This is a genomic window from Algoriphagus marinus (genome assembly GCF_001936475.1).
Lineage (GTDB): Bacteria > Bacteroidota > Bacteroidia > Cytophagales > Cyclobacteriaceae > Algoriphagus > Algoriphagus marinus.
The window spans coordinates 687,220-711,324 of the sequence record NZ_MSPQ01000001.1 but is presented as its reverse complement, the minus strand read 5'-3'; the positions used below and the strand labels follow the sequence as shown (position 1 = coordinate 711,324).

Below are 24,105 nucleotides of genomic sequence, written 5' to 3'. Positions count from 1 at the left end.
CTCCACTGAAACAATACAAGCTCCAAATAAAAAATTGAAATCTATCACAAGGACAGTTTGGGTTTTATCGGTAGTCAGTTTGCTTACCGACACGGCAAGTGAAATGCTCTATCCGATCATGCCTATTTACCTAAAGACAATTGGGTTTTCAATCGTGTTGATAGGAATTCTTGAAGGTGTAGCCGAAGCAACAGCAGGGCTAAGCAAAGGCTATTTTGGCAAGCTTTCCGACACTTCAAGCAGGCGAGTTCCTTTTGTACAAATAGGCTATGCATTTAGCGCCATCTCAAAACCAATGATGGCAATTTTCACATTCCCACTTTGGATATTTTTTTCACGAACAATTGACCGATTAGGCAAGGGGATTCGAACTGGCGCAAGAGATGCGATTCTTTCAGATGAGGCTACGCCTGAGACCAAAGGAAAAATATTTGGGTTCCATCGTTCGATGGACACGCTTGGGGCTGCTATCGGGCCTTCTCTAGCTTTGCTTTACTTGTATTTCTATCCGGAAGATTACAAGACGCTATTTTTTATTGCATTTATTCCCGGATTGCTAGCGGTTCTATCCTCATTTTATCTCAAGGAGAAAAAAGTGAATGCGTCAAAAATAAAAGTCAAAACTCCGTTTTTTTCATTCCTAAACTATTGGAAAGAAAGTCCTCCTCAATATAGAAAAGTCGTTATCGGACTTTTAATATTTACTCTATTCAACAGTTCGGATGTTTTCCTTTTGCTGCAGGCAAAGCAATCTGGACTTGATGACACAAGTGTCATTGGAGTTTATATTTTTTACAATCTTATTTATGCCTTGTTCGCTTTCCCAATTGGTATTCTTGCTGACAAAGTAGGGTTGAAAACCATATTCATCGCCGGACTTGCAGTATTTGCTTTAGTATATTTTGGCATGTCCGTCAACACGAATCTTTACTTCTTTTTCGGGCTGTTTTTTCTTTATGCAATCTATGCTTCGGCGACAGAGGGAGTTTCAAAAGCTTGGATTTCAAATATTTCTGAAAAGAAAAACATCGCGACGGCTATTGGAACATTTACTGGGCTTCAAAGTATTTGTACCATGTTGGCAAGTTCACTGACCGGCTTGATCTGGTTTCATTTCGGTGCAACAACAGCATTCATTATGACAGGAATAGCAACTCTATTTGTAATTTTTTACTTTTTAACTGTCCCTAAACCAACAACACTCTTAAATAATACAAATGGACAATAATAATAGAAGCATTTATGTCAATTAAAAAACCCAAAATTGAATTTAGTCTGCACTAGATTATTTTGATGATAGATGCCTAGATTAACTTTACCATCCTTTGGTTTTGAAGAAAAATTCTAACCGTTAATTGCTACTTTTTAAATTCTTGACACTCTTTTACCCAGACCATTAAATCGGAAAACCCATATCTTGTATTGAAAATACACTTTGAAAGAATCTACATAAAACGAAAAAGAATGTCGAAATCTATTTTTATCCTGATCCTATGGGCTATAGTAATCACGAGTTGTACAGAGATCAAAAATTCGAATATCGAAAGCGAAGGTTCAGCAACTCCACTTGTCGATGCAAGGCTTTCAGGTGATGAAACAATTGACTCCTATTATGGAACGCTAGAATTGGAGCATAATTTTTTAACCGATGAAAGCGCTGAAAAGCTATTTGATGCCTTAGATTTTCAGCGTGCTTCTCAAGCATACATTTGGTCCACCCCTATTGTAAGTTTCTATACTTGGATAGAAGAACAGAACAAAAATTATGATACCGGGGAGCTTGGAGAGTTTGCGGTATTTCAAACCTTAAAGGAAAAAAGAGGAATTGTAACTGCAAACCTGACTACCCCATACATCATTCAGTTTTGTAATCTAGCCAACGGCGGTATTGAAATAGACTATCCGGCTGGACAGACGGCGAGTGCATTTTTGGATTTATGGCAAAGACCAATCGGAAGTATGGGGCTAAATGGTCCAGATCAAGGTAAGGGTGGAACTTACATTATCATTGGACCAAATGAGGAGCTATCAAAGTATGAGAAAAAAGGAGTTCAAGTATATCAATCAGCTACAAACTCAATTTTTATTGGAATGCGTCTCATTGATTCTAGTCCTGAAGTAGTTGAAAAGTTTAAATCAGCGCTAAAAATGGGTAGAGTGGGCGAAGCAAAAGTACTCACAGTCTTCAAAGAAAACATAGACAAAGAATGGAGTGCCACTGCTCCTCGCGATATGAACTATTGGCGAATGCTCCACCAGATTATCAATGAAGAACCTGTCAGGGAGCAGGACAAAGTTTGGATGGCGATGTTAGAGCCACTTGGCATCATGAAAGGCAAGGATTTTAACCCTAGTGAACGACAAACAAAAATTCTGCTCGAGGGTCTTAAAATGGGTGAGCTAATGCTTCGAAACCTCCAGACAAATCCTCGCTTTGCTGAAACGTATTGGGAAGGCAAAAATTGGTACAAGAGTTTTGACTTTACCGTCCCTCAAATCACTGATTACAAGGTGGAGCTGGATGAGCGATCAGTCTGGTTTTATGAGGCTGTCACAAGTACCGAAAGTATGGTAAATCCTACTGCTGGCAAAGGTCAAGTATATATGACTGTAAAACGAGACAGTAAAGGAGAATTATTTAGAGCAGACAAAACCTACAAATTGACAGTACCCAAAGACGTACCTGTTTTACAATTTTGGGCCTTGACGCTTTACAGTGAAAATACAAGAAGACCCTATGACAATGGAGGCACGGAAGTTCCCAGTACTAGTCTGGATAGCAAGATGAAGCAACTCCAATACAATGAAGACGGATCGATTGATTTGTATATCGGAAATAAAGCACCAAAAGGACTTGAAAGTAATTTTATGAAAACTGTTGGTAAAGATGGCTGGTTCGTTTACTTCAGGCTTTACGCTCCTACCGAACCCTTCTTCAACAAATCATTCCAATTGAATGATTTTGAAGTTGTCGAAGAACAATGATTTTTATCTAGTTTCATCTTCAATACTTACCCTTTTATTGTAATCTATTTAAAAAAAAACCAGCACTGAAAGATTTCAGCACTGGTTTTTCATACTTCAAATCCAAAGCTTCTTTTAAGCTTTGGATTTTGTTTTAGACTTTCAGGAAGGATTACTTAAACCTCAAATTATGGGTTACAGCTAGACCAATGGTTTGTACATCGATGCTTGGATCAGCACGGAAAACCTGATTGTAGAAAGCGAATACATTCCAGTTGTAATTATGGTAGCCCAATTGAGGACGGATGTAAGCGCCACCTTCGTTTTGATTGAAATCAGTAAAGAAGGTATATCCCACATCAGTTCCAGCAAAAAAGCCGGATGGCTGAGGATAGTAACGAAACATCAAACCGAGCGGAATCGCGCCGAAGCCTTTTTCCGAGCCGTCAAGTGATGCGTTATCCTTATTATAATATTTGGTATAACCTGTGGTGATACCCAGTCCATAATTGTCAGTTCGCATAAACTGGGCTGCAGCCTCTACTCCAAAAGCAAGCTTGGAGTAATCACTCAAATCCCCTATCGGTACACCTAGGTTAAGTCCAAGCTTTAACCAGGAATTTTGCTGGCTGATCTCATCCAGTTCTCTTGTTTGCTGCGCATTTGAAGTCAGAGAAATCATCCCGACAAAAAGAATTAGAAATAGCTTTTTCATTAGTATTTGTTTATTTCCTCATCCTCTTCCAAAAGGGATACCCATTTGACAATTCAAGTTCAGGAAACTACAAATAGCACTGGTAAATAGAGGGTTAATCTAATTTTCTCAAAAGTAGTATTCAAAATCAAATAAGATTTGGCCAATTACAAATGAGGAATATCCGTTTTTTGGGGAATAGATTCCCGATATAGCTTCAGTTGATCAGGTTTATTCAAATTTCTATTTCGCTTTTTTACTTAAATTCATCTTTCTAACCATTGCCCTTCTATGAGAAAATTTATTCTGACTGTGCTCTTGATCCTTATGTTGCTGGGAGGATTTTTATTTAACATTTTTTACACCACAGGCTTCTTCAGGGAAGTCGAATCGAGTAATTCATTTGGTCCCATTTATCAAACCATAGCTTTACCAGGAGTGGAAGATATGGCCATCGCGCGAGCCGATAGTCTATTAATTCTTTCTGTGGATGATCGTGCTGCAAGACGAGAAGGAAAAGAAGGAATAAAAGGGCTTTACCTAATCGATTTAAGAGATCCTTCCTTTGAAGCTTTTTCACTCACTGATCAGCTGGATTTTCCTTTCTTCCCACATGGCATCAGCATATTCCAATTAGATTCTGCGAAGTATGGACTGATGGCAATCAACCATGTGGACGGAAATCATTCGGTTGAACATTTCATTTTGGAAGGAAAAAATCTCATCCATCAAAAAACAATCACAGATTCAAATTTCATCAGTCCAAATGACCTCGTGATGGTTGGACCTGAGGAATTCTATTATTCCAATGATCATGGCTATACCGATGGGCTTGGAGTTTTTGCAGAAAACTATATTGGTATCAAAGCTTCGAATGTGGGTTTCTACAATGGGCAATCTGCAGAGATCAAAGTCGGAAGAATTGGCTATGCCAATGGAATTCAGTTTGATTCCGCCAAGGGATTACTCTATGTAGCCTCTGTCAGAGCTTTTCAAGTCAAGGTTTACCAAGTGGATGAAAACTGGAACTTAACTCTTTTAGAAGATATAGAAGTTGGAACCGGAGTTGATAACATCGAATTAGATCCTTCCGGAAATCTTTGGATTGGAGCCCATCCAAATCTATTGCAATTCGCATCCTATGCTGCAGGTAAAAAGCCTACAGCTCCATCTGAAGTGATTCAAATCAGTTACACTTCAGAAAACTCAACTGTGAAATCAATCTTTACCGACCCGGGAACAACAATTTCAGGTTCTTCGGTGGCTCTGCCTTGGGGAGACTATTTGTTTATCGGTAATGTCATGGACAGCAAAGTCTTGGTTTTAAAAAAGTAAGGTACTGCAGGCTAGCATTGAAATTGGCGATTTTGATTAACTCCACAAAATGGAAAAAGACCACCCAATGAGTGGCCTCTTTTTGGATGAGACAGTAGTCAAACACATCTTACCCGTTTCTGATTCAGCCTCAAATTTCTGACTTACTTTTTTCCTTCGCTTTGAGACTCGATATATTTTAAAGTTTGCTCTATCCAGTCAGATTCTGGCGCTAAGGTCACGTCTGGCCTCACACCTACTTCCTCATAGGCAATAAATTGTTTTTGCCGCATATCCGTTGGGTAAAAATTGAATAGCCCTGAAGGGGAATCATAACTTCGCCCGTAATTCGAACCGTAGCTAATCGCTCCATAGGTTCTTTGTCCCAATTGAGTAGCATCAAATTGTTTTTTCAATCGAACGGTGGTCATCTCAGCATTTGACCCGGTAAAGAAATTTGTGATTATGTAGATATTGACCGACTTCTTTTTTAGTGCTTTCAAAATTGGTAAAGAGATTTTGTCAGCTCCACCAGCATTATTCCTTAAATCTATAATCAAGTTTTTTGCAGAGAGATCTGTACTTATTTGTGCTATCAAAGCATCACGCTTGGCGGGCATTGTTTTTCGAAAAAAACTATTTAACCAGACATATTGTACATCATCGCTTAAATAAGAAAGCGTATAGCCCTCCTCCTCTTCCTTATCAATCCATGCATAATTCTTCTGTACGTTCTCCTTGACCACACCTGGTAATAACATTCCATAATCAAAAAATTGAGCCTTAGAAAAAAGCAGATTTTTCCGGACTGAACTATAGTAGGTGATATCGTAATGAGAGGGGATATTGGATTCTTTTATATAGCTATAAATTTGTCCAGGCTCCCATATCCCCATTTCCGAAGATAGGATCACTCCGACCAAACTATCAGGGGAGGAAGTACGATAAACACCCATTTTGATCTTATTTCCGATAGCATAAATACCTTCTATATCTTCGGTGGCTTTTCCTTGCAGACTTTGCTTCAGCTCTTCAATATTTCTATCAGTTTTTGGGAAATTTTGGAAAGCTTCTGTAGACCTATACTCCTGAATAAATACTGAGTCAAGGATACTTTCAGCTTTATAGTTAGGCCCTACCTCCGTAAGGGTAGAATGCTTATCCTGCACCACAGCCATGAGATCGTTGAGTACCCAAAAGCAATCTAGGGTGCTAATGTCCTCTTCCATTTGAGCACCTAGGTTTTGGTATTTCTCTTCAACCTCCAGCCTTTTTTTTCCTTTTATTTGATCTTTGAAGGAAGAATTACTTTTCATTTGCTCATAGACAAAATCAAGCTCAGGCTTGCAGTCGCATTTACTTTGAGCAATAAGTTGAAAGGGGAAAGAAATAAGAACCAGGAGGGTAAATAAAGTTTTCATTTTGATAAAGTTTATGTGTTTGACTGATTCAAACATACAAACTCAAATCTGCCTCCAAGCTCAATTAGGAGGTATTGTGGCGAAAACGTACTATTCTGTGGTGAAATTTACAGCACTTTTTAAAATGTCTTGATATGTCTTGGAAACCGGCACTTCAATTCCATCGCTGAGTAAAATCTGAACCTTTCTATTACCGGTTTTCCATTGTTTAAAATGGTAGGGATTTATCAAAAATGATCGATGGGTACGGATCAATTCGGGCAGTTGCTCCTCCACCGATGTCAGCTTATTTCTGATCAACTGTGTCTTCAATTTTTCTCCCTCTTTAAAAATTACCTCTACATAATTATCGGAGGACTGAATACAAATAAGATCATTCATTTGCAGGCGCAAACTTTCATAATTACCCATCCCCCTTATTTCGATTTTTTCATTCTCCAGCCGCTTTTCCTTATACTTCCCAAAAGACCAGCGGCCAAGTCCCACAATCGGGAAAACTGTCAATGCAGCGGGTAAATAAATTGAAGTGGTAAAATAAAAAATTGGGTAGGCGTAAGGATCCGCATCCACCACCAAATAGTAATAAATCAAGCGGGTAGTAATAAAGCTTAAAATGAACAGAAAGAAAAAAAACGTGAATTCTGCCCAGATTAACCACCTTCCTGTTTTGTTAAGCAACCAAAATTGAAATGGCAAACAGATTAAATAGCAAATTGAGCCAAAAAGCCCATAAATAGGCAGATATGTCAGCTTTTCCCTACTATCCAACTGACCAACATCAAGAGGCTCTGTAAAAAATAAAAAGACAAATATCCAGACAGCCAGGCCCAAAGCAATAATCAAGTGATGCTTGACAGATGGATCAAAGGGGTATCGCTGTTTTAACATAGCTGGTTTTATCTACAATAGTATCAGAAAAACCAATCCTAACATAGGAATTTTGAGTTTTGAAGTAGCCAATCCTTTAGTTTTTAAAATTGTATCAACCTTCCACTTCAAAAAAAAAATAACATTTCTGTCCACTCCTCTCAAAATTCGTCTTCACGACAGGCTAGCATTGAAAGAGATAATTGCTATTTTAAGCGGGTTTTCAATCGAAATTTCCGCTGAAAGCCAATTTCTCAAAATAACCTAGCCCATGAAACTGAAAATCTGGAAGCTTTTGGTGCTGTTTGTATCAGCACTCTGTATCATTTCATTCTTATTTATTTTCAGGGAAAATAAAGCTGTGCCAGAGCTATTCGGGATTCCCTTTATTTTTTGGTCCGGATTTTTAGTCACTTTTCTGGTAGTGGTAAGCACCTATATAGCTTCCAGAATTTTTCCATTTGAAGATCCCAAAAAACCATGATCGGTTGGCTGATTTTCTTCTTTTCCATCTTTTTGGGAATGTTGGGCTATGCGTCCTATTTGTCTTATCGTAAAAATAGAACCTCTGATGAGTTTATTCTCGGAGGCTCTAATATTGGCGCTATTCTGGGTTTTCTGACCTTTTCGGCAGCGCTTTTCAGTGCCTTTACTTTTATGGGAATGCCTGATTTCTTCCGAACACATGGTGTAGGAGCCTGGATCTTTTTGGCTCTTTCAGATGCGCTTATGGTCTTCTTCCTAATCTGGTTTGGATATGCCCTTCGCAAAAGAGCCGCTCTGGTAGGTTATCAGGGGGTAGCTGGTTTTATGAAATCCTGCTACGGAAACCGTTATGCGGGATATTTAGTCTTTGTCAGTTCTTTTCTTTTCCTGATCCCATATGTCTCGATACAGATTCGAGGAATATCTATCTTCTTGGATGCAGCTTTCCCGCAAATGCTTCCTTCTTGGTCTTGGGCTGCTATTTTGGTGCTAATCATGTTGGTTTACTCTCAAATTGGGGGTCTCAAAGCCATTGTGTACAGCGATGCTATTCAGGGAGTGATCATGCTGGTCGTTATCTGGATTATTGGCCTGACTTGTTTGAAAATGGCGGGAGGATTTGAGCAAGCCACAGAGCGAGTCCAAGCCATAAATTCTGAATTACTCAGCCTGCCAGGTCCAAAGGGGCTATTTAGCATGCAATTTCTGGTGGCTTCGGCAATTGCTATTGTTTTGATCCCCGTTTCCCAACCTCAGTTTACGACGCGTTTGGTCGTGATGAAAAATCTAAAATCAGTTCACCAAATGGCCTATGCAGTGGGAATTTTTGCCATGTTGGTAATTCTGCCAACGGCTTTCATCGGGCTCTATGGAGCGATCAAATACCCGGATGCAAGCACCGCAGACTTCCTTTCTCAGGCGTTGCTATTTGACCAGGCAGTTCCGGTTGCGGCACTGGCAGTGGTCGGATTATTTGCAGCTTGTCTTTCGACTACAAACGCCCAGATTTTTGCTTTGGGTACAGAGCTAAGATCACTCCTTTCAGGTACCGATAAGTTTAATATGCGGGCTACCAAAATCTCTATTTTAATCTTTTCAATTATCGTCTTGATATTTTCCAGTTACATGTCTGACGAATTGGTGCTTCTTGCTCGGGTTAGTTTTACGGGAACTTCCATGATCGCTCCTGTAGTACTTGGCGCAGTGATTTTCAAACATCCTCCAAAATCATTGCTCATCCTATCAAGTATTGCACTGGCTTATTTCATCCTCTCCCTTTTGGGAATTGTTCCTGATAAAATCGCTGGGCAAGCGCTGGATTTTGTCATGTACGGAATCCTAGCTTTAATCACATCGGTGCTGATGATCAGGCATCATTTTACTCAAAAAACTCTAGTATGAAACTTGAATCTAAACTCTCTTTAGCTGACCTGGGTCCGTCCCTAGATCGATTTTGGGAAATCTCAGGAAAGAAAATTCATTTGATTGAGCAATCTTTTAATCCAAAGATTGGAGCTCCTGTTTTCACTGAAAAGGGGAAATATGTAAGCAGAGGTTGGACCGAATGGACTCAGGGATTTCAATACGGTTCAGCTTTGCTTCAGTTTGATGCAACCGGGAATAAGGAATTTTTAAAAATTGGGAGAGAAAACACGGTGCAAAAAATGGCTCCTCACCTTACGCATACCGGCGTTCATGATCATGGTTTCAACAATGTAAGCACTTATGGCAACCTTCTTCGATTGATTAATGAGGGGAAAATTGAGGGCTCCGAATGGGAAAGTGAATTTTATAAACTTGCCCTGAAAGTCAGTGGAGCTGTACAAGCAATGCGTTGGACTAGCATTCCTTCCGGTGGTTTTATTTATTCTTTCAATGGCCCGCATTCCTTATTCGTGGATACGATACGATCCTGTAGAGCATTGGTAGTCTCGCATGGGTTAGGGCATGTATATCAAGGGGAGAATGATAAAAAGATTTCACTCATTCAGCGAGCGATTCAGCATATCTTGAGTACCGTTCGGTATTCAATTTATTATGGTAATGGCCGGGATAGCTATGATGTAGCCGGTCGGACGGCTCATGAAATTATTTTCAATACAAATGATGGAGCTTACCGCTGCCCCAACTCTCAGCAAGGGTATACTGGATTTAGTACTTGGACAAGAGGATTAGCCTGGGCAATCTGTGGACTTGGCGAGACTCTGGAGATATTGGATCAGATTGATCCTAAAGATTATGAAGTAATCATCTCAAAAGATGAGTTGATCTTGGAATTGACGAACGCTGGGATTGCTACCTCGGAGTTTTACCTCGCCAATACTCCTACCGATGGAATCACCTACTGGGATACCGGAGCCCCGCGACTGCATGAATTGGGAGATTATTTGAATCGCCCTTCAGATCCTTTCAATGGATTGGAACCAGTGGATAGTTCGGCTGCATGTATTTCGGCTCAGGGATTCATTCGAATTTCGAATTTTCTTAAAAAATCAGACCCCGATCGATCTGAAAAATACCTGAAAGCAGGAATTCAGATTGCAAAAAATCTTTTTCAGGAGCCATACCTTTCAACTTCAGAAAGTCATCAGGGACTCATTCTGCATTCAATCTATCATCAGCCTAATGGCTGGGATTACCAACCCGAGCCCGGCAAAGCGCCTTATGGAGAATCCTGCATGTGGGGAGATTACCATGCCCGGGAATTGGCACTTTTGCTTCAGCGAATGAAGGATGGCGCACCTTATTATAGTTTCTTCAACTGCATCCCAAGCTCATGAGTACTGGAAAATATAAACCTCAATTTACCCGCGTCGCGCAACTGAAAACGGCAGAACAATTCAGAAATCACCTGGATGAACAAGAAATCAAATTGGATTTTGATGAAGAATTGATACCTGGAAGTGATTCTCCATTTGCCAAAGGACATCAGCTTCGATCCGGAAATAAAATTGGCAATTCATTTTGCATTCTACCCATGGAAGGCTGGGATGGAACTACTGATGGAAAGCCTTCGGAACTGACAAAAAGGCGCTGGAGTAATTTTGCAATCAGTGGCGCTAAGCTACTTTGGGGTTGCGAAGCAGTGGCGGTTCGACATGAAGGCCGAGCCAACCCCAATCAATTGTTGATGAATGATTCAAACCTGAAAGATTTTGAAGGACTTTATCAACTTATTGAAAAAGAGCACTCTACTCGCTTTGGTAGTACAGAAGATTTATTGACGGGTTTGCAGCTCACCCATTCGGGCAGGTTTTGCAAGCCAAACTCCAAAACCAAGATGGAGCCAAAGATCCTATACAGGCATCCGGTTTTAGATAAGAAATTTGGAATTCCTGAGGACTATCCAATCATGTCAGATGGGGATCTGAACGAATTGGTAGCCGATTATGTGCGAGCGGCTGTGCTTTCTCAAAAGGCAGGTTTTCGATTTGTGGATATCAAGCATTGTCACGGGTATTTGGGTCATGAGCTGCTGAGCGCTTATGATCGATCTGGGATATATGGTCAATCAATGGAAAACCGGAGCCGTTTTCTTCGGGAAATCGTAGCTGGAATCAGAGCTGAGGCTCCGGGTCTAGAGATTGGTGTGCGGATGAGTATTTTTGATTGGATGCCTTTTCAAAAAGGACCGGACGGAACTGGTATTCCAGCCTTCGATGGGGAATATAAATTTGCATTTGGCGCAAATCAATCAGGAATAGAAACCGATCTTTCTGAGCCTTTTTCCTTCTTAGAAGAACTGAAAAAATTAGATATTGAACTGCTTTGCACCACAGCAGGAAGTCCCTATTACAATCCACATATTCAACGGCCAGCGCTATTTCCACCTTCAGATGGATATATGCCACCGGAGGATCCCTTGATGGGAGTTGCCCGGCAAATCAAAGCCACAGCAGAAGTGAAAAAAGCATTTCCTGAATTCTATGTGGTAGGATCTGCCTATTCTTACCTTCAGGAATGGCTCCCAAATGTGGGGCAGGAAGTATTAAGGACAGGCAAAGCAGATTCGATTGGGTTAGGAAGAATGGTTCTTAGTTATCCGGAATTACCGGCTGACATCTTAGCTGGGGAACAGATGAAACGGGGGAAGATTTGCCGTACTTTTTCAGATTGTACGACTGCTCCCCGAAACGGAATGATTTCTGGCTGTTTTCCACTGGATCCTTTTTATAAAAAGATGGAAGAGTTCACCATGTTGAAAGAACTAAAATCAATTTGAAAAGTATCGGTTTTTAGAGGCTAAATACCTGAATAAAAGAGTGGTTGGATTTTAAGATCAGACAATACCAGAGAGCAGGTTCATATTCGTCAAAGCTTAATTGACCATCAAATCATTAAATCCATTTGAAAATAAAAAACCAATGAATCAAGTAGCACTAATCACCGGAGGAAGTAGAGGTATCGGGCTAGGAATAGCCAAAAAATTAGCGAAAGAAGGCTTTGATCTTGCGATCAATGGTGTCCGGGAGGAAGCACTGGCGGCTGAATCACTTCAAAAACTTCGGTCTTTTGGCGTCCGCGTGGAATATTTGCAAGGAAATATTGCCTCAAGTAAAGACCGCGCTTCGATAGTTAATGGGCTTCGGGAGAAATTTGGAAGAATTGATGTCCTGGTGAATAATGCAGGGGTAGCACCAAGAACGCGCTGTGATGTCTTGGAAATCTCCGAGGAAGATTATGACATCCTGATGGAGATCAATCAAAAAGGGACATTTTTCCTCACACAAGAAATCGCCAAATGGATGGCAGAATTAAAGCAGGCCAATCCAGAATCTGACTTAAGTATTGTCAACATTACTTCAGTATCAGCGGAGATTGCATCGGTAATGCGAGGGGCATATTGCATGTCCAAGGCAGCACTTTCGATGATGTCCACCGTTTTTGCAATTAAAATGGCGGAGTTTGGAGTCCCTGTTTATGAAATTCGTCCAGGAGTGATCGAAACGGATATGATCGAAGCAGTTCGGGAAACCTATCACAAAAATGTGAAAAGCGGCATGACACTGGAACCTCGCATGGGCCAACCTGAAGATATCGGGAAAGTTGTTGCTGCTTTAGTTCGTGGGGACCTACCCTATTCTACCGGTCAGATTATTTCTGTTGATGGGGGAATGAATATCAAGCGGATGTAGGATTCCTTTCTTTTCTCCAATCTCTTGGAGACGATTCTGTTAATTTTTTAAAACTCCGGTTGAAATAAGATAAATTCTCATACCCCACCCGGTATGCTATTTCTGAGATACCTAGTTCTGTTTCGCTAAGAAGTTTTTGCGCTTCTGAGATCCGGAGCTGTTGAAGATATTGGGTAAAGGTTTTTCGGGTTCGGAGCTTAAAAAAGCGACAAAAGGCTTCTTTGCTCAAGTTGGCTTTTGCTGCAGCCTGATCCAAGGTGATGGCTTGAAAACGGTTTTCCAATAAAAATTGCATGACTTGGTTCATCCGATTCCCATCCCGCTCGTTCAAATTTCCACCTTCTTCACCTTGATTAAGGGGAATCAGTTCAGCCCCTTCCTGATCCAATAAGGTAAATAATTTGATTCCTTGGAGCAGTCGATTAAGGCTTTGAAAACTTCCAAATTTTTCCAAAATATTCCTCAATTCTTCCAATACATCACCTTTCACCTGAAAGCAAGATCTGTTGAAGCTTTGAAATTTCTGCAAGGCATTCAAATCCTCCACCTCATTTACAGCTTTTCCCAAAGCCTGAAAATCAAAGAACACCGTATTCCCAGCCACTTTCATTTCACTTCCCGCATCAAAAAATTCCGGATCAGATCGAAAAACATGCGGAACATTTTCTCCTAAAAAGAACACATCACCTGGCTGAAACCTTCCCACATAATCCCCACTCAGAAATTGACCCTTTCCCTCCACAATCAAAGTGAGTTGAAGTTGGGGATGCTGGTGAAGCTTGTCATAAAAATGAGCCCCACGATCCTCTTGATATCGAATAAACTCCTTTTGAGATTTTGGAATCTGAAATGAAATGACTTTAGACATCCTCAAAAATGATATCATATTATCCAAAAAACAACACTGATATTGAATAATATGTCAATATAATATTGATTTTAGGTAATCTGGTGGAAGAATTTCAATTGGATTGCCCCTACTTTTGAAATAAAAAAACTATGAACTGGTACGGTGTATTTCCTGCGGTGACAACCAAATTTCATGCAGACGGAAGTCTGGACATGTCTTTATTTTTCAAAAACCTGGATTTTCAATTGGAGTCGGGTGTACACGGAATTATCCTTGGTGGTACGCTGGGTGAAAGTTCTGCACTTTCTACAGAAGAAAAAATCACACTGACAAGAGAGACAGTAAACTATATCAATGGCAAAGTTCCTGTTATTCTCAATATTGCTGAAGGCGCCACACAAGATGCCCTTTTCTGGGCAAAAAAAGCCGAGGAACTTGGAGCATCAGGCTTGATGATCTTGCCTCCAATGCGCTATGCGGCAGATGCTCGAGAAGTGGTGACTTATTTCAAAACCGTAGCCAACTCGACCAAACTCCCAATGATGATCTACAATAATCCTGTGGATTATAAGACTTTGGTTACTATCGACATGTTTGCTGAATTGGCGGAATGTGAAAATATCCAAGCAATCAAAGAATCAACCCGTGACATTTCTAATGTGACCCGCATGATCAATCGATTTGGGGATCGCTATAAGTTGCTTTGCGGTGTGGATACCTTGGCTATGGAAGAATTGCTGATGGGTGCTTGCGGCTGGGTGGCTGGACTGGTGTGTGCTTTCCCAAAGGAAACAGTTACAATTTTCAACCTTATTCAGGAAGGTAAAATCAAAGAAGCGGCGGAGATTTACCGTTGGTTTTTGCCACTTTTGGAATTGGACATTCATCCAAAATTGGTGCAATACATCAAATTAGCTGAAACCCATTGTGGCGTTGGAAGCGAGCATGTCCGTGCACCTAGACTGACTTTGATCGGAGAAGAAAGAGAAAGAATAGAGAAAATCATTACCAATGGCTTGGCTAAAAGACCTAAATTGTAGGGTGCAGGATGCACAATGACCGATGTCAGATGTGTGCCTAGTCAAGCAATTTCCAATTTTTGAATTTTAAATTTTCCAATCAAATGACCCTAGACCATATTTTCCAAGCAGCCCAAGAGGCATTCCTAAGTTATAAAAACCTATCTGGAGCCAAAAAAGCAGATTTTCTTGAAAAAATCGCAGAGATTGTAGAAGAAAATAGAAGTGCTATTGTCTTGATGGCAGTCAGAGAATCTAACCTTCCCGAAGGTAGAATCAATGGTGAATTGGGTAGAACGACAGGGCAAATCAAACTTTTTGCTAACCTCCTTAGAGAGGGGAGTTGGGTAGAAGCTACCATAGATCCAGCCGACCCAAATCGTTCTCCTCTACCTAAAGCTGATATTCGAAGAATGCTGACGCCACTTGGACCAGTAGTAGTTTTTGGGGCGAGCAATTTCCCTTTGGCCTTTTCTACAGCTGGCGGTGATACCATTTCTGCATTGGCAGCAGGCTGTCCTGTGGTTTACAAAGGTCATCCAGCCCATCCCGATACTTCCAAATTTGTAGGAGATTGCATCTCTCAGGCAGTAAAAAAGTCTGGTCTTCCTGGAGGTATTTTCACTCATGTGGAAGGTGGTGTGAAAATGGGTCAAGACCTAGTCAAGCATCCGTTGGCGAAAGCAGTAGGATTTACAGGTTCATTTTCTGCAGGAAAATCTCTATTCAACATCGCTGGTAACCGAGAAGTCCCAATTCCAGTTTATGCAGAAATGGGTTCGGTAAATCCGATTTTCACTTTCCCTCAGCGTTTGAAAAACGAGTTAGTCCCGCTAGCTCAAAGTTTTGTGAGTTCATTGACCCTAGGAGCTGGGCAGTTCTGCACCAATCCAGGATTAATTTTCGTTCCGAGAACCTTGGCAGAGCGATTTGGAAATGCGATTTCAGAGGCTATCCAAGGAGTGGCGGCATCTCCGATGCTTCACGAAGGGATCGCTGCATCCTATTACAAGGCGTTGAATGAACTTCAGCTTCGCTCGGAACTAGAATGGGTCAAAGTCCCTGATGCCAAACACCTTATAAACGCCAGTCCGGCTATGGCAGAAATCAGTGCCGCCGATTGGATGATGGATGATCGTTTTCAAGAGGAAGTCTTTGGATCCTTTGCTTTAATGGTGGTATATGAAAACGATGATGAGTTAAAATCAGTAGCGGAAAAACTCCACGGACAATTGACAATTACCCTCTGGGGAGATACTGAGGAATTCAAAACTCATAAAGAACTGATCAATTTGTTAGAAGAGAAATGTGGCAGAATGCTCTTCGCCGGAGTTCCTACTGGAGTGGAAGTGGGATTTGCGATGCAGCATGGTGGACCCTATCCTTCGACTACCGATTCTCGAAGTACATCTGTTGGAGCGCATGCAATCAAGCGTTTTGCTCGACCGATTGCCTTCCAGGATATGCCAAATGACTTACTTCCGGATGCTTTGAAAAACGAGAATCCACTCAAAATTATGAGACAGGTCAACGGTAAGTTTGAGGTTTAGGATATAAGATTTTTGATAGGTGATTTCGAATTTTGAATGATGAATAAAGAAGTAAAGGGGCCCACTAGGCATACATTTTCCTGCATTGACGCCCATACCTGTGGTAATCCAGTCCGTGTTGTTTCCGGTGGTGTGCCGTTTTTGAAAGGTAATTCCATGCTGGAAAAGCGACAGTATTTTCTGGAGAATTTAGATTGGATTCGGACAGGTTTGATGTTTGAGCCGAGAGGACATGATATGATGTCTGGCTCCATGCTCTTCCCCCCTCATGATCCGGAAAATGATTTTGCCGTGCTTTTCATTGAAACCTCAGGCTGCTTACCAATGTGCGGCCATGGTACGATCGGTACGATTACCATTGCTATCGAAGAAGGGCTGATTCATCCGAAAACACCGGGATTCCTCCGGATGGAAGCTCCTGCAGGATTGGTTCTGGTCGAGTACAAGCAGGAAGGAAAAAAGGTCAAGTCTGTGAAATTGACCAATGTCAAGAGCTTTTTGGCAGCGGAAAATCTTGAAATTGAATCCGATGAACTCGGTATGTTAAAAGTAGATGTGGCCTATGGCGGCAACTTCTATTGCATCGTAGATCCACAGGAAAATTTCCTCGGCTTAGAACATTACAAAGCCGAGCAGCTTATTTCCATGGCTAGAAATCTACGCCAGAAAATGAACGAGCGATATGATTTTGTCCATCCAGAGCATGACCGGATTAGAGGAATGTCCCATGTTTTGTGGACTGGCAAAACTTTAGACCCGACAAGCACTGCAAGAAATGCTGTATTCTATGGAGACAAAGCCATCGACCGCTCACCTTGCGGCACAGGCACTTCCGCCAGGATGGCTCAATGGCATGCGAAAGGCTGGTTGAAACCCGGAGATGAGTTTATTCATGAGAGTTTTATTGGCTCAAAATTCACCGGAAGAATCGAGGAAGTCACCGAAATCGCAGGCAAACCAGCCATCATTCCAAGCATTGAAGGTTGGGCAAAAGTCTATGGCTATAATACAATTATCCTAGACGATGATGACCCGTATGTACATGGATTTCAGGTTATTTAAACATGTAAAAAATCCAATAATCCAAGTAAAGCTTAACTTTTAAACTTGGCTTATTTACCACTTTGTACTTTATACTAAGTGCTTCAGAATATGAAACCAACAATCATCATCGGCGGTGGAATCGTCGGACTTTTCTCAGCTTATTTTCTTCAAAAAGAAGGAATCGAAGTCACCATCGTTGATCGGACCGATCTAAAAGATAATTGCTCCACTGGTAATGCCGGCATGATTGTTCCAAGTCATATTATCCCATTGGCGGCACCGGGTATGATCAGCAAAGGAATCGGTTGGATGTTTTCCAGCAAAAGTCCTTTTTATATCCATCCACGACTGGATTACAAACTCGCCCAGTGGTGTATGCTTTTTTTCAAAGCTGCAAATGAAAAGCAGGTAAAGCGTAGCATTCCTTTTTTGAAGAATCTGAGTTTACTCAGCAAGGCCCTCTATCAGGAATTCAAAGTGGAGCATCCGGAATCAGCAATTGCATTGGTGGAAAAGGGATTAATGATGGCCTATCAAACCGAATCAGTGGAGAAAGAGGAAATTGAATTTGCGCATCTAGCTCGGAAATACGGTTTAGAAGCAGAAATCCTTACTCCCGAAGACATCAAAAAAGTAGAACCAAACCTTGAATTAAAAGCTAGAGGCGCAGTTCTTTTCCCTGGGGATGCCCATCTTGATCCTGGGGCACTGTATGGCTTTTTGAAAAAATACTTAGAAGAAAAAGGGGTGAAATTCCTGTACAATACTCAGGTTTTGGGCTTTGAAAAGTCTGGTCAAAAAGTAAATGCAGTCATCACCGATCAGGGTAAAATCGAGGCCGAAAAAGTCCTGCTTTGTGGGGGTTCATGGTCTGGTGAACTCGCCAAGATGCTCGGATTTTCACTGCCTATGATGGGAGGAAAAGGCTACTCCTTTATTCAGGAAAACAAGCCTGAAATCAGGCAAGCGACGATTTTGACAGAAATGAAAGTCGCCGTAAGTCCATATGGGGATGAGGTCCGTTTTGGAGGAACGATGGAGATTGCGGGAACAAACCAATCGATTAATCTCAATCGAGTGAAAGGAATCTTTGAATCGATCAATCGTTTTTACCCGGACTTCGAAGCTAAGTTTCCTAATGAAAATCAAATCTGGAAAGGATTGCGCCCATGCTCTCCAGATGGCTTGCCTTACATAGGTTTTGCGCCGGGATATTCAAATGTCTTGGTAGGTAGTGGACATTCCATGATGGGAATTTCCATGGCTCCAGGTACCGGAAAAGTCTTAGCCGAACTCCATCAGAAAAAGGATACTGCGATTGAAATTCAGGGATTTGAAGTTGGGAGGTTTGATTGAAGAGTGGGAAGTCAGGAGGTTGGAAGTTGGAGGTTGGAGGTTTTTCAGTTGATCAAAAAATTCAACTTTTAGAATAAATCAGCATTAGCAATCAGTGGATTAAAGTGCTTCGCTATATCTTTTAAAATTATCTAAAATCGCTTGCCAGCCTTCTCTTTGGAGTTCGACTGAGTTTTCCTGCTCCGGTTCGAATGTTTCGGTAATCTGTACACCATCATCTTCTTTTTCAAATTTAACCCACACTTTTCTTCCATCCTCCAGCTGGTAACTGATGAGTTTTTCAGTTTCCACTTCTAGATATTTCCCTTCAAAGTCAAAACCAAAACTTCCATCTCGAGCTTCCATTCGATACAAAAACTTCCCTCCTACTTTCAGATCATTTTTTGCGAAGGGTGTGTACCAATCGGGGCTGGCATTATTCCACTTTTTGATATGCACGGGTCTAATCCAGACTTTCCACACGATTTCAATTGGAAGATTGACAAAAGTTGAAATTGTGATGGGTGAGGATGCATTCATAAAAGAGTTGGTTTAGTAAGGGAAGTTAAAAAATTGCAAGGCTTTCCACCAAAAAAACTTAAAACAAAAAAAAGGATACCATTTCTAGTATCCTCTAATGTAGCGGGAACAGGACTCGAACCTGTGACCTTCGGGTTATGAGCCCGACGAGCTACCAACTGCTCCATCCCGCGATATGTTGTTTGCCTGATTGAGCCCGATAGCTACCTCCCGATAGCTATCGCGGATGCTCCATCCCGCGATATATCTTTTGACTTTCGTCTAAATTACTATTTCAAATGCCCTTTCGGCTAATTGTGAGACAAAGGTAAGGACAAACTCTCAAAAATCAAGTACCTTTGTAAAAATTTTCAAAATGAGCCAAGAAAAACACCAAGCGGGATTCGTAAATATTATTGGAAAACCAAACGTAGGTAAATCCACATTGATGAATATCCTTGTAGGTGAGCGAGTTTCGATTATTACTTCCAAGGCCCAGACAACCCGACACAGAATTGTAGGCCTTACAAATTCTGAAAATTATCAAATAGTTTTTTCGGATACACCAGGAATGCTGAAGCCCCAGTATGAGCTTCAGAAGAATATGATGAGCTTCGTAAATATCTCTTTAGAAGATGCCGACATCATTCTCTTCGTCACTGATCTCTATGAAACAGACACTGATATAGAACATGTGATTGAAAAAATCAATCAATCTGGGGTTCCTGTTCTTTTGGTCATTAATAAAATTGACTTGGCTAAAGAAGGTCAATTGGAGGAAGTGACAACTTATTGGACTTCAAGAATTAAATCTGAAGTAGTCATCCCAATTTCTGCTGTAGAAAAATTCAACATCGAAAAAATAAACCAGGAAATCTTAGACCGATTACCTGAACATCCTGCCTTTTATGATAAAGAGGAACTTTCCGATCGCTCCGAACGGTTCTTTGCCTCCGAGATCATTCGAGAGAAAATCTTCACCAACTATAAAAAAGAAGTTCCCTACAGCACTGAAGTGAGTATTGAAGACTTCAAAGAAGATGCTACAATGATCCGGATGCGAGCAAATATCTTTGTAGAGCGTGAAAGTCAAAAAGGGATTTTGATCGGTGAAAAGGGTAAAATGCTCAAAAAAGTAGGGATAGAATCCCGCGTAGAATTGGAAAAATTCTTCGGAAAAAAAGTCTTCTTGGAAACCTTTGTGAAGGTGGAGCAAGACTGGAGAAAAAATAAATCGAAACTGAAAAAATTTGGGTACGACCCAACTTGATTATGGCAAATATTGTAGCAATAGTAGGAAGACCAAATGTCGGGAAATCCACTTTGTTTAACCGACTGGTAGAGGAGCGTAAAGCGATCGAAGATAACATGAGCGGGGTAACCCGAGACAGACACTATGGCCATGCTCAGTGGGCAGGAAAATTCTTCTCAGTTATTGACACAGGAGGTTATGTCATTGGTTCTGATGATATGTATGAAGCAGAAATCAGAAAGCAAGTAAAACTTGCTATCGAAGAAGCAGATGTGATTTTGTTTGTAGTCGATTGCCATGATGGTGTCACTGATTTGGATACCGATTTTGCACATGAACTCAGAGCGACGAAGAAGCCTGTTTACATTGTTGCGAACAAAGCGGATAATCAGGAAAAGAGCTTTATGGCGAATGAGTTTTACGCTTTGGGCGTGAGTGACTATGAGGTATTTCCAATAGCATCAGCGAGCGGAAGTGGCACTGGCGAATTATTGGATCATGTTATCACTCAATTCGAAGATGAAGGCGAGGAAGATCCTGATGCGGATACTCCAAAAATTTCTATTCTTGGAAGACCAAATGTGGGGAAATCATCATTTCTAAATGCACTTTTAGGAAAAGAGCGTTCTATTGTCACCAACGAGGCTGGCACTACTCGGGATGCTATTCATACCAGATACAAGCTTTTTGGCCAAGATTTTATTATCACCGATACGGCTGGAATAAGAAAAAAAGCTAAAGTAACCGAGGATGTGGAGTTTTATTCAGTGATGCGTTCATTAAGAACTCTCGAAGAATCTGATGTAGTAATCATCATGGTTGATGCTACGAGAGGTCTGGAGGCTCAAGATATCAATCTAATTGCTCTTGCAATCAAGAATAACAAAGGGGTGATGATCATGGTAAACAAATGGGATTTGATCGAAAAGGATCATAAAACCATGGGAACCATCAAAGATGATATGATCGAAAGACTCGGAGAAAACAAATGGATTCCTATCATTTTCACCTCAGTAACTGAAAAGCAGCGAATCTTTCAGGCTATTGAACTTGCGGTAAAAGTCTATGAAAATAAAACTAGGAAGGTCACTACTTCAAAATTAAATGACGTAATGCTTCCGGAAATTGAAAAATATCCGCCGCCCGCATGGAAAGGGAAATACATCAAAATCAAATATGTGACCCAATTACCAACCAAAAATCCGGTGATCGCTTTCTTCTGTAACCTTCCCCAGTACATCAAATCGCCATATACTAGGTATTTAGAAAACAGACTCCGGGAAAACTTTGATTTCGAAGGAGTTCCTGTAAAAATTATTTACAAAAACAAATAAAAATATTTTGAGCGGTTTGTTGTTTTATTGATCAAAGTAATAATACATTTGCAGCGTAATTAAGAAAACCACAAAAAATGAAAAAGGTATTTGCAATTTTCGCAATCGTTGGCCTAATGGCAACTGCATCTTGCGGCAACAAAGAAGTAACTGAAGAGACAACAGAAACAGTAGAATCTACTGAAGTAGTTGTTGAAGAGACAATCGAAGTAGTTGAAGAAACTGCTGATTCTTCTGCTGTAGTAGTAGAAGAGATTGTTGAAGAAGTTAAGTAATTAACTCTCCACTTCTAAAAAAATTGAGCTCCGGAATCCGGAGCTCTTTTTTTTGGTATTTTTAGCCATGAATAGTAGGGAAAACCTCAAACTTATTTTCGGCAACCACCTTCCCAAATCCGCAATTCAATATTGTTTAGACTTGTGGGAAAAAGAACCTTTCAATTTCCAGGTAAGCCAGTCGAGAAAAACCAAACTCGGGGATTTTAGATATAGGAGAGATCGAAAGATCCAGACAATCACCATAAACCGAGACCTCAACCCTTATCAATTTTTACTCACTTATATTCACGAGGTTGCACATCTTTATGCTTTTACGAAGTTTAGCATAAATATCAACCCACATGGAATCGAATGGAAAAGCACGTTTCAAGAGTTACTTTTCCCCATATTAAAGGATGAGATTTTCCCGCTCGATATCCTGATTCCTTTGCGAAAGCACATGCAAAATCCTAAAGCCAGTTCTGCAGCTGATCTTTTTTTAATGAAAGAAATGAGTAAGTATGATCAAAAAAATGAACTTGCGAAGGATCTTTTTCTATCAGATTTAAAACCTGGAAATCGCTTTTTACTATCCGGGAGAGAATTTGAAAAAGGTGAGACAAGAAGAACAAGAGTCCTTTGCCTAGAAGTAAAATCCGGAAAAAAATTCCTGATCACTCAAATGGCTAAAGTCAAACTCCAAGAATAATTAATCTCTCTGCTCTCCGATTTGATTTTCAGGCTGAGAAAAATCCTTAGGCTGCGGAAGATCACTGATCGTATTGATCCCAAAATACTCCATAAACTTCCCTGAAGTACCATAAATCAATGGCCTTCCTACTCCCTCGGACTTACCTTGGATTTCTATTAACTCTTTTTCTAATAATTTTTGGACAGAATAGTCACTGTTGACTCCTCTTATCTGTTCAATTTCCCCTTTGGTAATCGGTTGTTTGTAGGCAATAATTGACAGGGTTTCCAACTGAGCAGTAGACAATCTTTTTTGAGATTGCTGCCGCAAAAGAATACTAATTGAAGTTTGGTAGGCAGGTTTAGTCAAAAATTGATAGCCTCCACCTAGAAAATCAAGTTGAAAAGAAAAATCTTCAGACTTATATTTTTCTCTTAAATCCTTAATCGCATCAGCAACATCTTCTTTCGGTACCTCCGCTTCAAACATCTCATTGAGGCATTTTAAAATTTCCGCTTGAGGAAGTGGTACAGGTGAACAAAAGATTAACGCTTCAATATGGCGATGCAAAAAGTCCAAAACTTACTGCTTTGCCAGCTTAGCTTCAATGGAATGCATTGTATGTGGCACTGCCTTTAATCGCTCTTTAGAGATCAACTTACCAGTATCCACACAAACCCCATAAGTGCCATTTTTGATACGAATCAAAGCATTCTCAAGATTAATGATGAATTTTTGTTGTCTTGCAGCAAGTTGGTTTTGGCTCTCTCGCTCTAAAGTATCCGCTCCATCTTCTAGCAGCTTAGATGTAGAAGCAGTAAAGTCCGTACCACTGTCATTTTTCTTGCTCAAAGATTCTTTTAGTATATGTAACTCTTCCTTTGCACTAGCAAGTTTACTGAGGATGATCTCTTCAAATTCTTTCAATTCCTCCTGAGAATACGCTGTTTTTTCTCCCTGACTCATAGCAAACTAGTTTTGTTGATTATTCTTATCGACTACCAACCCTGATAGATACCTCTAAAATACATTTAGCCCTTGGATTTGCAAAAAATAAAATTTTCTAAATGATAAAAATGAAATGAAATACAAAATCAAATTAATAGATCGAGAGATATAAAAAATATAACACCTTAATTATCAGATGAATTTAAATTTTATCCAAAAAAAAACCGTTATGCAACGGCTTTTTCATCATTTAAAATTTTGTTTAAACGCTTTTCAAGGACTAGGTTTTCCACATCCAGCTTGTATTTCATCTTCAAATACTGGATTGCGTCCTCAATTGATTTGCCATTTTGAAGGCAAATAGTGTAAAGGGATTGATTAATCAGATCTTTTTCCATGGGTGTATGTTAATTTCTATTAACTTA

General features: G+C 40.4%; 24 protein-coding genes and 1 tRNA gene. 16 read left to right on the top strand and 9 right to left on the bottom strand.

The genetic code is table 11. The features are described 5' to 3' along the window. Positions 1–34: 34 nt before the first annotated feature. Together BVC88_RS03020 and BVC88_RS03015 are read left to right on the top strand one after the other, a co-directional pair. Positions 35–1,228, top strand: coding sequence for an MFS transporter (locus BVC88_RS03020; protein WP_075349148.1), 1,194 nt, complete (start codon positions 35–37; stop codon positions 1,226–1,228). Positions 1,229–1,464: 236 nt separating this feature from the next. Then, on the top strand, positions 1,465–2,985 hold the full coding sequence (locus BVC88_RS03015; protein WP_075349147.1) for a DUF1214 domain-containing protein: 1,521 nt from the start codon (positions 1,465–1,467) through the stop codon (positions 2,983–2,985). Positions 2,986–3,136: 151 nt separating this feature from the next. Here the strand turns inward: BVC88_RS03015 and BVC88_RS03010 are convergent, their stop codons facing one another. Beyond that, positions 3,137–3,679 (bottom strand): hypothetical protein, encoded by a 543-nt coding sequence (locus BVC88_RS03010; RefSeq protein WP_075349146.1) that lies wholly within the window; start codon positions 3,677–3,679, stop codon positions 3,137–3,139. A gap of 270 nt (positions 3,680–3,949) precedes the next feature. Between BVC88_RS03010 and BVC88_RS03005 the strand changes: the two genes are divergently transcribed. Further along, complete coding sequence (locus BVC88_RS03005) at positions 3,950–4,993, top strand: hypothetical protein (RefSeq protein WP_075349145.1); 1,044 nt, start codon at positions 3,950–3,952, stop codon at positions 4,991–4,993. A gap of 143 nt (positions 4,994–5,136) precedes the next feature. Here the strand turns inward: BVC88_RS03005 and BVC88_RS21005 are convergent, their stop codons facing one another. Beyond that, a complete protein-coding gene (locus BVC88_RS21005; protein ID WP_175574366.1) occupies positions 5,137–6,393 on the bottom strand; it encodes a S41 family peptidase in 1,257 nt (418 codons plus the stop codon). A 90-nt stretch (positions 6,394–6,483) separates the two neighbouring features. Next, positions 6,484–7,281: a LytTR family DNA-binding domain-containing protein gene (locus tag BVC88_RS02990; protein WP_075349144.1), complete on the bottom strand. Its 798-nt coding sequence runs from the start codon at positions 7,279–7,281 to the stop codon at positions 6,484–6,486. 250 nt (positions 7,282–7,531) lie between these two features. On the opposite strand from BVC88_RS02990, the gene BVC88_RS02985 reads away from it, so the two are divergent. From BVC88_RS02985 to BVC88_RS02965, 5 genes are all read left to right on the top strand, one after another. After that, positions 7,532–7,744: a hypothetical protein gene (locus tag BVC88_RS02985; RefSeq protein ID WP_075349143.1), complete on the top strand. Its 213-nt coding sequence runs from the start codon at positions 7,532–7,534 to the stop codon at positions 7,742–7,744. Further along, positions 7,741–9,147 carry a sodium:solute symporter family protein gene (locus tag BVC88_RS02980; protein ID WP_075349142.1) on the top strand — a complete coding sequence of 469 codons (1,407 nt, stop codon included), beginning with the start codon at positions 7,741–7,743 and terminating at the stop codon, positions 9,145–9,147. Before BVC88_RS02985 ends, BVC88_RS02980 begins: the two co-directional genes overlap by 4 nt. Continuing rightward, positions 9,144–10,526, top strand: coding sequence for a glycoside hydrolase family 88 protein (locus BVC88_RS02975; protein WP_075349141.1), 1,383 nt, complete (start codon positions 9,144–9,146; stop codon positions 10,524–10,526). The genes BVC88_RS02980 and BVC88_RS02975 overlap by 4 nt, the downstream gene beginning before the upstream one ends. After that, complete coding sequence (locus BVC88_RS02970; RefSeq protein WP_075349140.1) at positions 10,523–11,968, top strand: oxidoreductase; 1,446 nt, start codon at positions 10,523–10,525, stop codon at positions 11,966–11,968. Before BVC88_RS02975 ends, BVC88_RS02970 begins: the two co-directional genes overlap by 4 nt. Before the next feature lie 142 nt (positions 11,969–12,110). After that, a complete protein-coding gene (locus tag BVC88_RS02965; protein WP_075349139.1) occupies positions 12,111–12,881 on the top strand; it encodes a 3-ketoacyl-ACP reductase in 771 nt (256 codons plus the stop codon). Here the strand turns inward: BVC88_RS02965 and BVC88_RS02960 are convergent. Next, positions 12,868–13,749: an AraC family transcriptional regulator gene (locus BVC88_RS02960; RefSeq protein WP_075349138.1), complete on the bottom strand. Its 882-nt coding sequence runs from the start codon at positions 13,747–13,749 to the stop codon at positions 12,868–12,870. The genes BVC88_RS02965 and BVC88_RS02960 overlap by 14 nt on opposite strands. Before the next feature lie 131 nt (positions 13,750–13,880). Between BVC88_RS02960 and BVC88_RS02955 the strand changes: the two genes are divergently transcribed. The 4 genes from BVC88_RS02955 (at position 13,881) to BVC88_RS02940 (ending at position 18,700) form a co-directional block, all read left to right on the top strand. Beyond that, positions 13,881–14,771 carry a dihydrodipicolinate synthase family protein gene (locus tag BVC88_RS02955; protein ID WP_075349137.1) on the top strand — a complete coding sequence of 297 codons (891 nt, stop codon included), beginning with the start codon at positions 13,881–13,883 and terminating at the stop codon, positions 14,769–14,771. 59 nt (positions 14,772–14,830) lie between these two features. Beyond that, the gene (locus BVC88_RS02950) at positions 14,831–16,300 is read left to right on the top strand and encodes an aldehyde dehydrogenase (NADP(+)) (protein ID WP_262481234.1); all 1,470 of its coding nucleotides are present in this window, start codon (positions 14,831–14,833) and stop codon (positions 16,298–16,300) included. A 36-nt stretch (positions 16,301–16,336) separates the two neighbouring features. Next, positions 16,337–17,362, top strand: a complete 1,026-nt coding sequence (locus BVC88_RS02945; RefSeq protein WP_245803576.1) for a 4-hydroxyproline epimerase — start codon at positions 16,337–16,339, stop codon at positions 17,360–17,362. Between the two features lie 90 nt (positions 17,363–17,452). Next, on the top strand, positions 17,453–18,700 hold the full coding sequence (locus BVC88_RS02940) for an NAD(P)/FAD-dependent oxidoreductase (RefSeq protein ID WP_075349135.1): 1,248 nt from the start codon (positions 17,453–17,455) through the stop codon (positions 18,698–18,700). Between the two features lie 99 nt (positions 18,701–18,799). On the opposite strand, the gene BVC88_RS02935 is transcribed toward BVC88_RS02940, so the two are convergent. Both BVC88_RS02935 and BVC88_RS02930 read right to left on the bottom strand, forming a co-directional pair. Next, the gene (locus tag BVC88_RS02935) at positions 18,800–19,219 is read right to left on the bottom strand and encodes an SRPBCC family protein (RefSeq protein WP_075349134.1); all 420 of its coding nucleotides are present in this window, start codon (positions 19,217–19,219) and stop codon (positions 18,800–18,802) included. 100 nt (positions 19,220–19,319) lie between these two features. Continuing rightward, a tRNA-Met gene (locus tag BVC88_RS02930) sits at positions 19,320–19,392 on the bottom strand. Positions 19,393–19,484: 92 nt separating this feature from the next. Here BVC88_RS02930 and era point away from each other — a divergent pair. The 4 genes from era (at position 19,485) to BVC88_RS02910 (ending at position 22,750) form a co-directional block, all read left to right on the top strand. After that, on the top strand, positions 19,485–20,468 hold the full coding sequence (era, locus tag BVC88_RS02925; protein ID WP_394332875.1) for a GTPase Era: 984 nt from the start codon (positions 19,485–19,487) through the stop codon (positions 20,466–20,468). A gap of 2 nt (positions 20,469–20,470) precedes the next feature. Continuing rightward, positions 20,471–21,784, top strand: a complete 1,314-nt coding sequence (der, locus tag BVC88_RS02920) for a ribosome biogenesis GTPase Der (RefSeq protein WP_075349132.1) — start codon at positions 20,471–20,473, stop codon at positions 21,782–21,784. Between the two features lie 77 nt (positions 21,785–21,861). After that, positions 21,862–22,059, top strand: a complete 198-nt coding sequence (locus tag BVC88_RS02915; RefSeq protein WP_075349131.1) for a hypothetical protein — start codon at positions 21,862–21,864, stop codon at positions 22,057–22,059. 67 nt (positions 22,060–22,126) lie between these two features. Next, the gene (locus tag BVC88_RS02910; RefSeq protein WP_075349130.1) at positions 22,127–22,750 is read left to right on the top strand and encodes a SprT-like domain-containing protein; all 624 of its coding nucleotides are present in this window, start codon (positions 22,127–22,129) and stop codon (positions 22,748–22,750) included. Here BVC88_RS02910 and scpB read toward each other — a convergent pair whose 3' ends face one another. The 3 genes from scpB to BVC88_RS21265 form a co-directional block, all read right to left on the bottom strand. After that, positions 22,751–23,311 carry an SMC-Scp complex subunit ScpB gene (gene scpB, locus BVC88_RS02905; RefSeq protein WP_075349129.1) on the bottom strand — a complete coding sequence of 187 codons (561 nt, stop codon included), beginning with the start codon at positions 23,309–23,311 and terminating at the stop codon, positions 22,751–22,753. Positions 23,312–23,314: 3 nt separating this feature from the next. Continuing rightward, positions 23,315–23,698, bottom strand: a complete 384-nt coding sequence (locus BVC88_RS02900; RefSeq protein ID WP_075349128.1) for a TraR/DksA family transcriptional regulator — start codon at positions 23,696–23,698, stop codon at positions 23,315–23,317. Positions 23,699–23,907: 209 nt separating this feature from the next. Further along, on the bottom strand, positions 23,908–24,078 hold the full coding sequence (locus BVC88_RS21265; RefSeq protein ID WP_175574365.1) for a hypothetical protein: 171 nt from the start codon (positions 24,076–24,078) through the stop codon (positions 23,908–23,910). Positions 24,079–24,105: the final 27 nt, after the last annotated feature.

Coding starts and splice junctions, on each gene's coding strand:
- BVC88_RS03015 (WP_075349147.1), top strand. CDS start 1,465: ATGTCGAAATCTATTTTTATCCTGATCCTATGGGCTATAGTAATCACG.
- BVC88_RS03010 (WP_075349146.1), bottom strand. CDS start 3,679: ATGAAAAAGCTATTTCTAATTCTTTTTGTCGGGATGATTTCTCTGACT.
- BVC88_RS03005 (WP_075349145.1), top strand. CDS start 3,950: ATGAGAAAATTTATTCTGACTGTGCTCTTGATCCTTATGTTGCTGGGA.
- BVC88_RS21005 (WP_175574366.1), bottom strand. CDS start 6,393: ATGAAAACTTTATTTACCCTCCTGGTTCTTATTTCTTTCCCCTTTCAA.
- BVC88_RS02990 (WP_075349144.1), bottom strand. CDS start 7,281: ATGTTAAAACAGCGATACCCCTTTGATCCATCTGTCAAGCATCACTTG.
- BVC88_RS02985 (WP_075349143.1), top strand. CDS start 7,532: ATGAAACTGAAAATCTGGAAGCTTTTGGTGCTGTTTGTATCAGCACTC.
- BVC88_RS02980 (WP_075349142.1), top strand. CDS start 7,741: ATGATCGGTTGGCTGATTTTCTTCTTTTCCATCTTTTTGGGAATGTTG.
- BVC88_RS02975 (WP_075349141.1), top strand. CDS start 9,144: ATGAAACTTGAATCTAAACTCTCTTTAGCTGACCTGGGTCCGTCCCTA.
- BVC88_RS02970 (WP_075349140.1), top strand. CDS start 10,523: ATGAGTACTGGAAAATATAAACCTCAATTTACCCGCGTCGCGCAACTG.
- BVC88_RS02965 (WP_075349139.1), top strand. CDS start 12,111: ATGAATCAAGTAGCACTAATCACCGGAGGAAGTAGAGGTATCGGGCTA.
- BVC88_RS02960 (WP_075349138.1), bottom strand. CDS start 13,749: ATGTCTAAAGTCATTTCATTTCAGATTCCAAAATCTCAAAAGGAGTTT.
- BVC88_RS02955 (WP_075349137.1), top strand. CDS start 13,881: ATGAACTGGTACGGTGTATTTCCTGCGGTGACAACCAAATTTCATGCA.
- BVC88_RS02945 (WP_245803576.1), top strand. CDS start 16,337: ATGATGAATAAAGAAGTAAAGGGGCCCACTAGGCATACATTTTCCTGC.
- BVC88_RS02940 (WP_075349135.1), top strand. CDS start 17,453: ATGAAACCAACAATCATCATCGGCGGTGGAATCGTCGGACTTTTCTCA.
- BVC88_RS02935 (WP_075349134.1), bottom strand. CDS start 19,219: ATGAATGCATCCTCACCCATCACAATTTCAACTTTTGTCAATCTTCCA.
- der (WP_075349132.1), top strand. CDS start 20,471: ATGGCAAATATTGTAGCAATAGTAGGAAGACCAAATGTCGGGAAATCC.
- BVC88_RS02915 (WP_075349131.1), top strand. CDS start 21,862: ATGAAAAAGGTATTTGCAATTTTCGCAATCGTTGGCCTAATGGCAACT.
- BVC88_RS02910 (WP_075349130.1), top strand. CDS start 22,127: ATGAATAGTAGGGAAAACCTCAAACTTATTTTCGGCAACCACCTTCCC.
- BVC88_RS02900 (WP_075349128.1), bottom strand. CDS start 23,698: ATGAGTCAGGGAGAAAAAACAGCGTATTCTCAGGAGGAATTGAAAGAA.
- BVC88_RS21265 (WP_175574365.1), bottom strand. CDS start 24,078: ATGGAAAAAGATCTGATTAATCAATCCCTTTACACTATTTGCCTTCAA.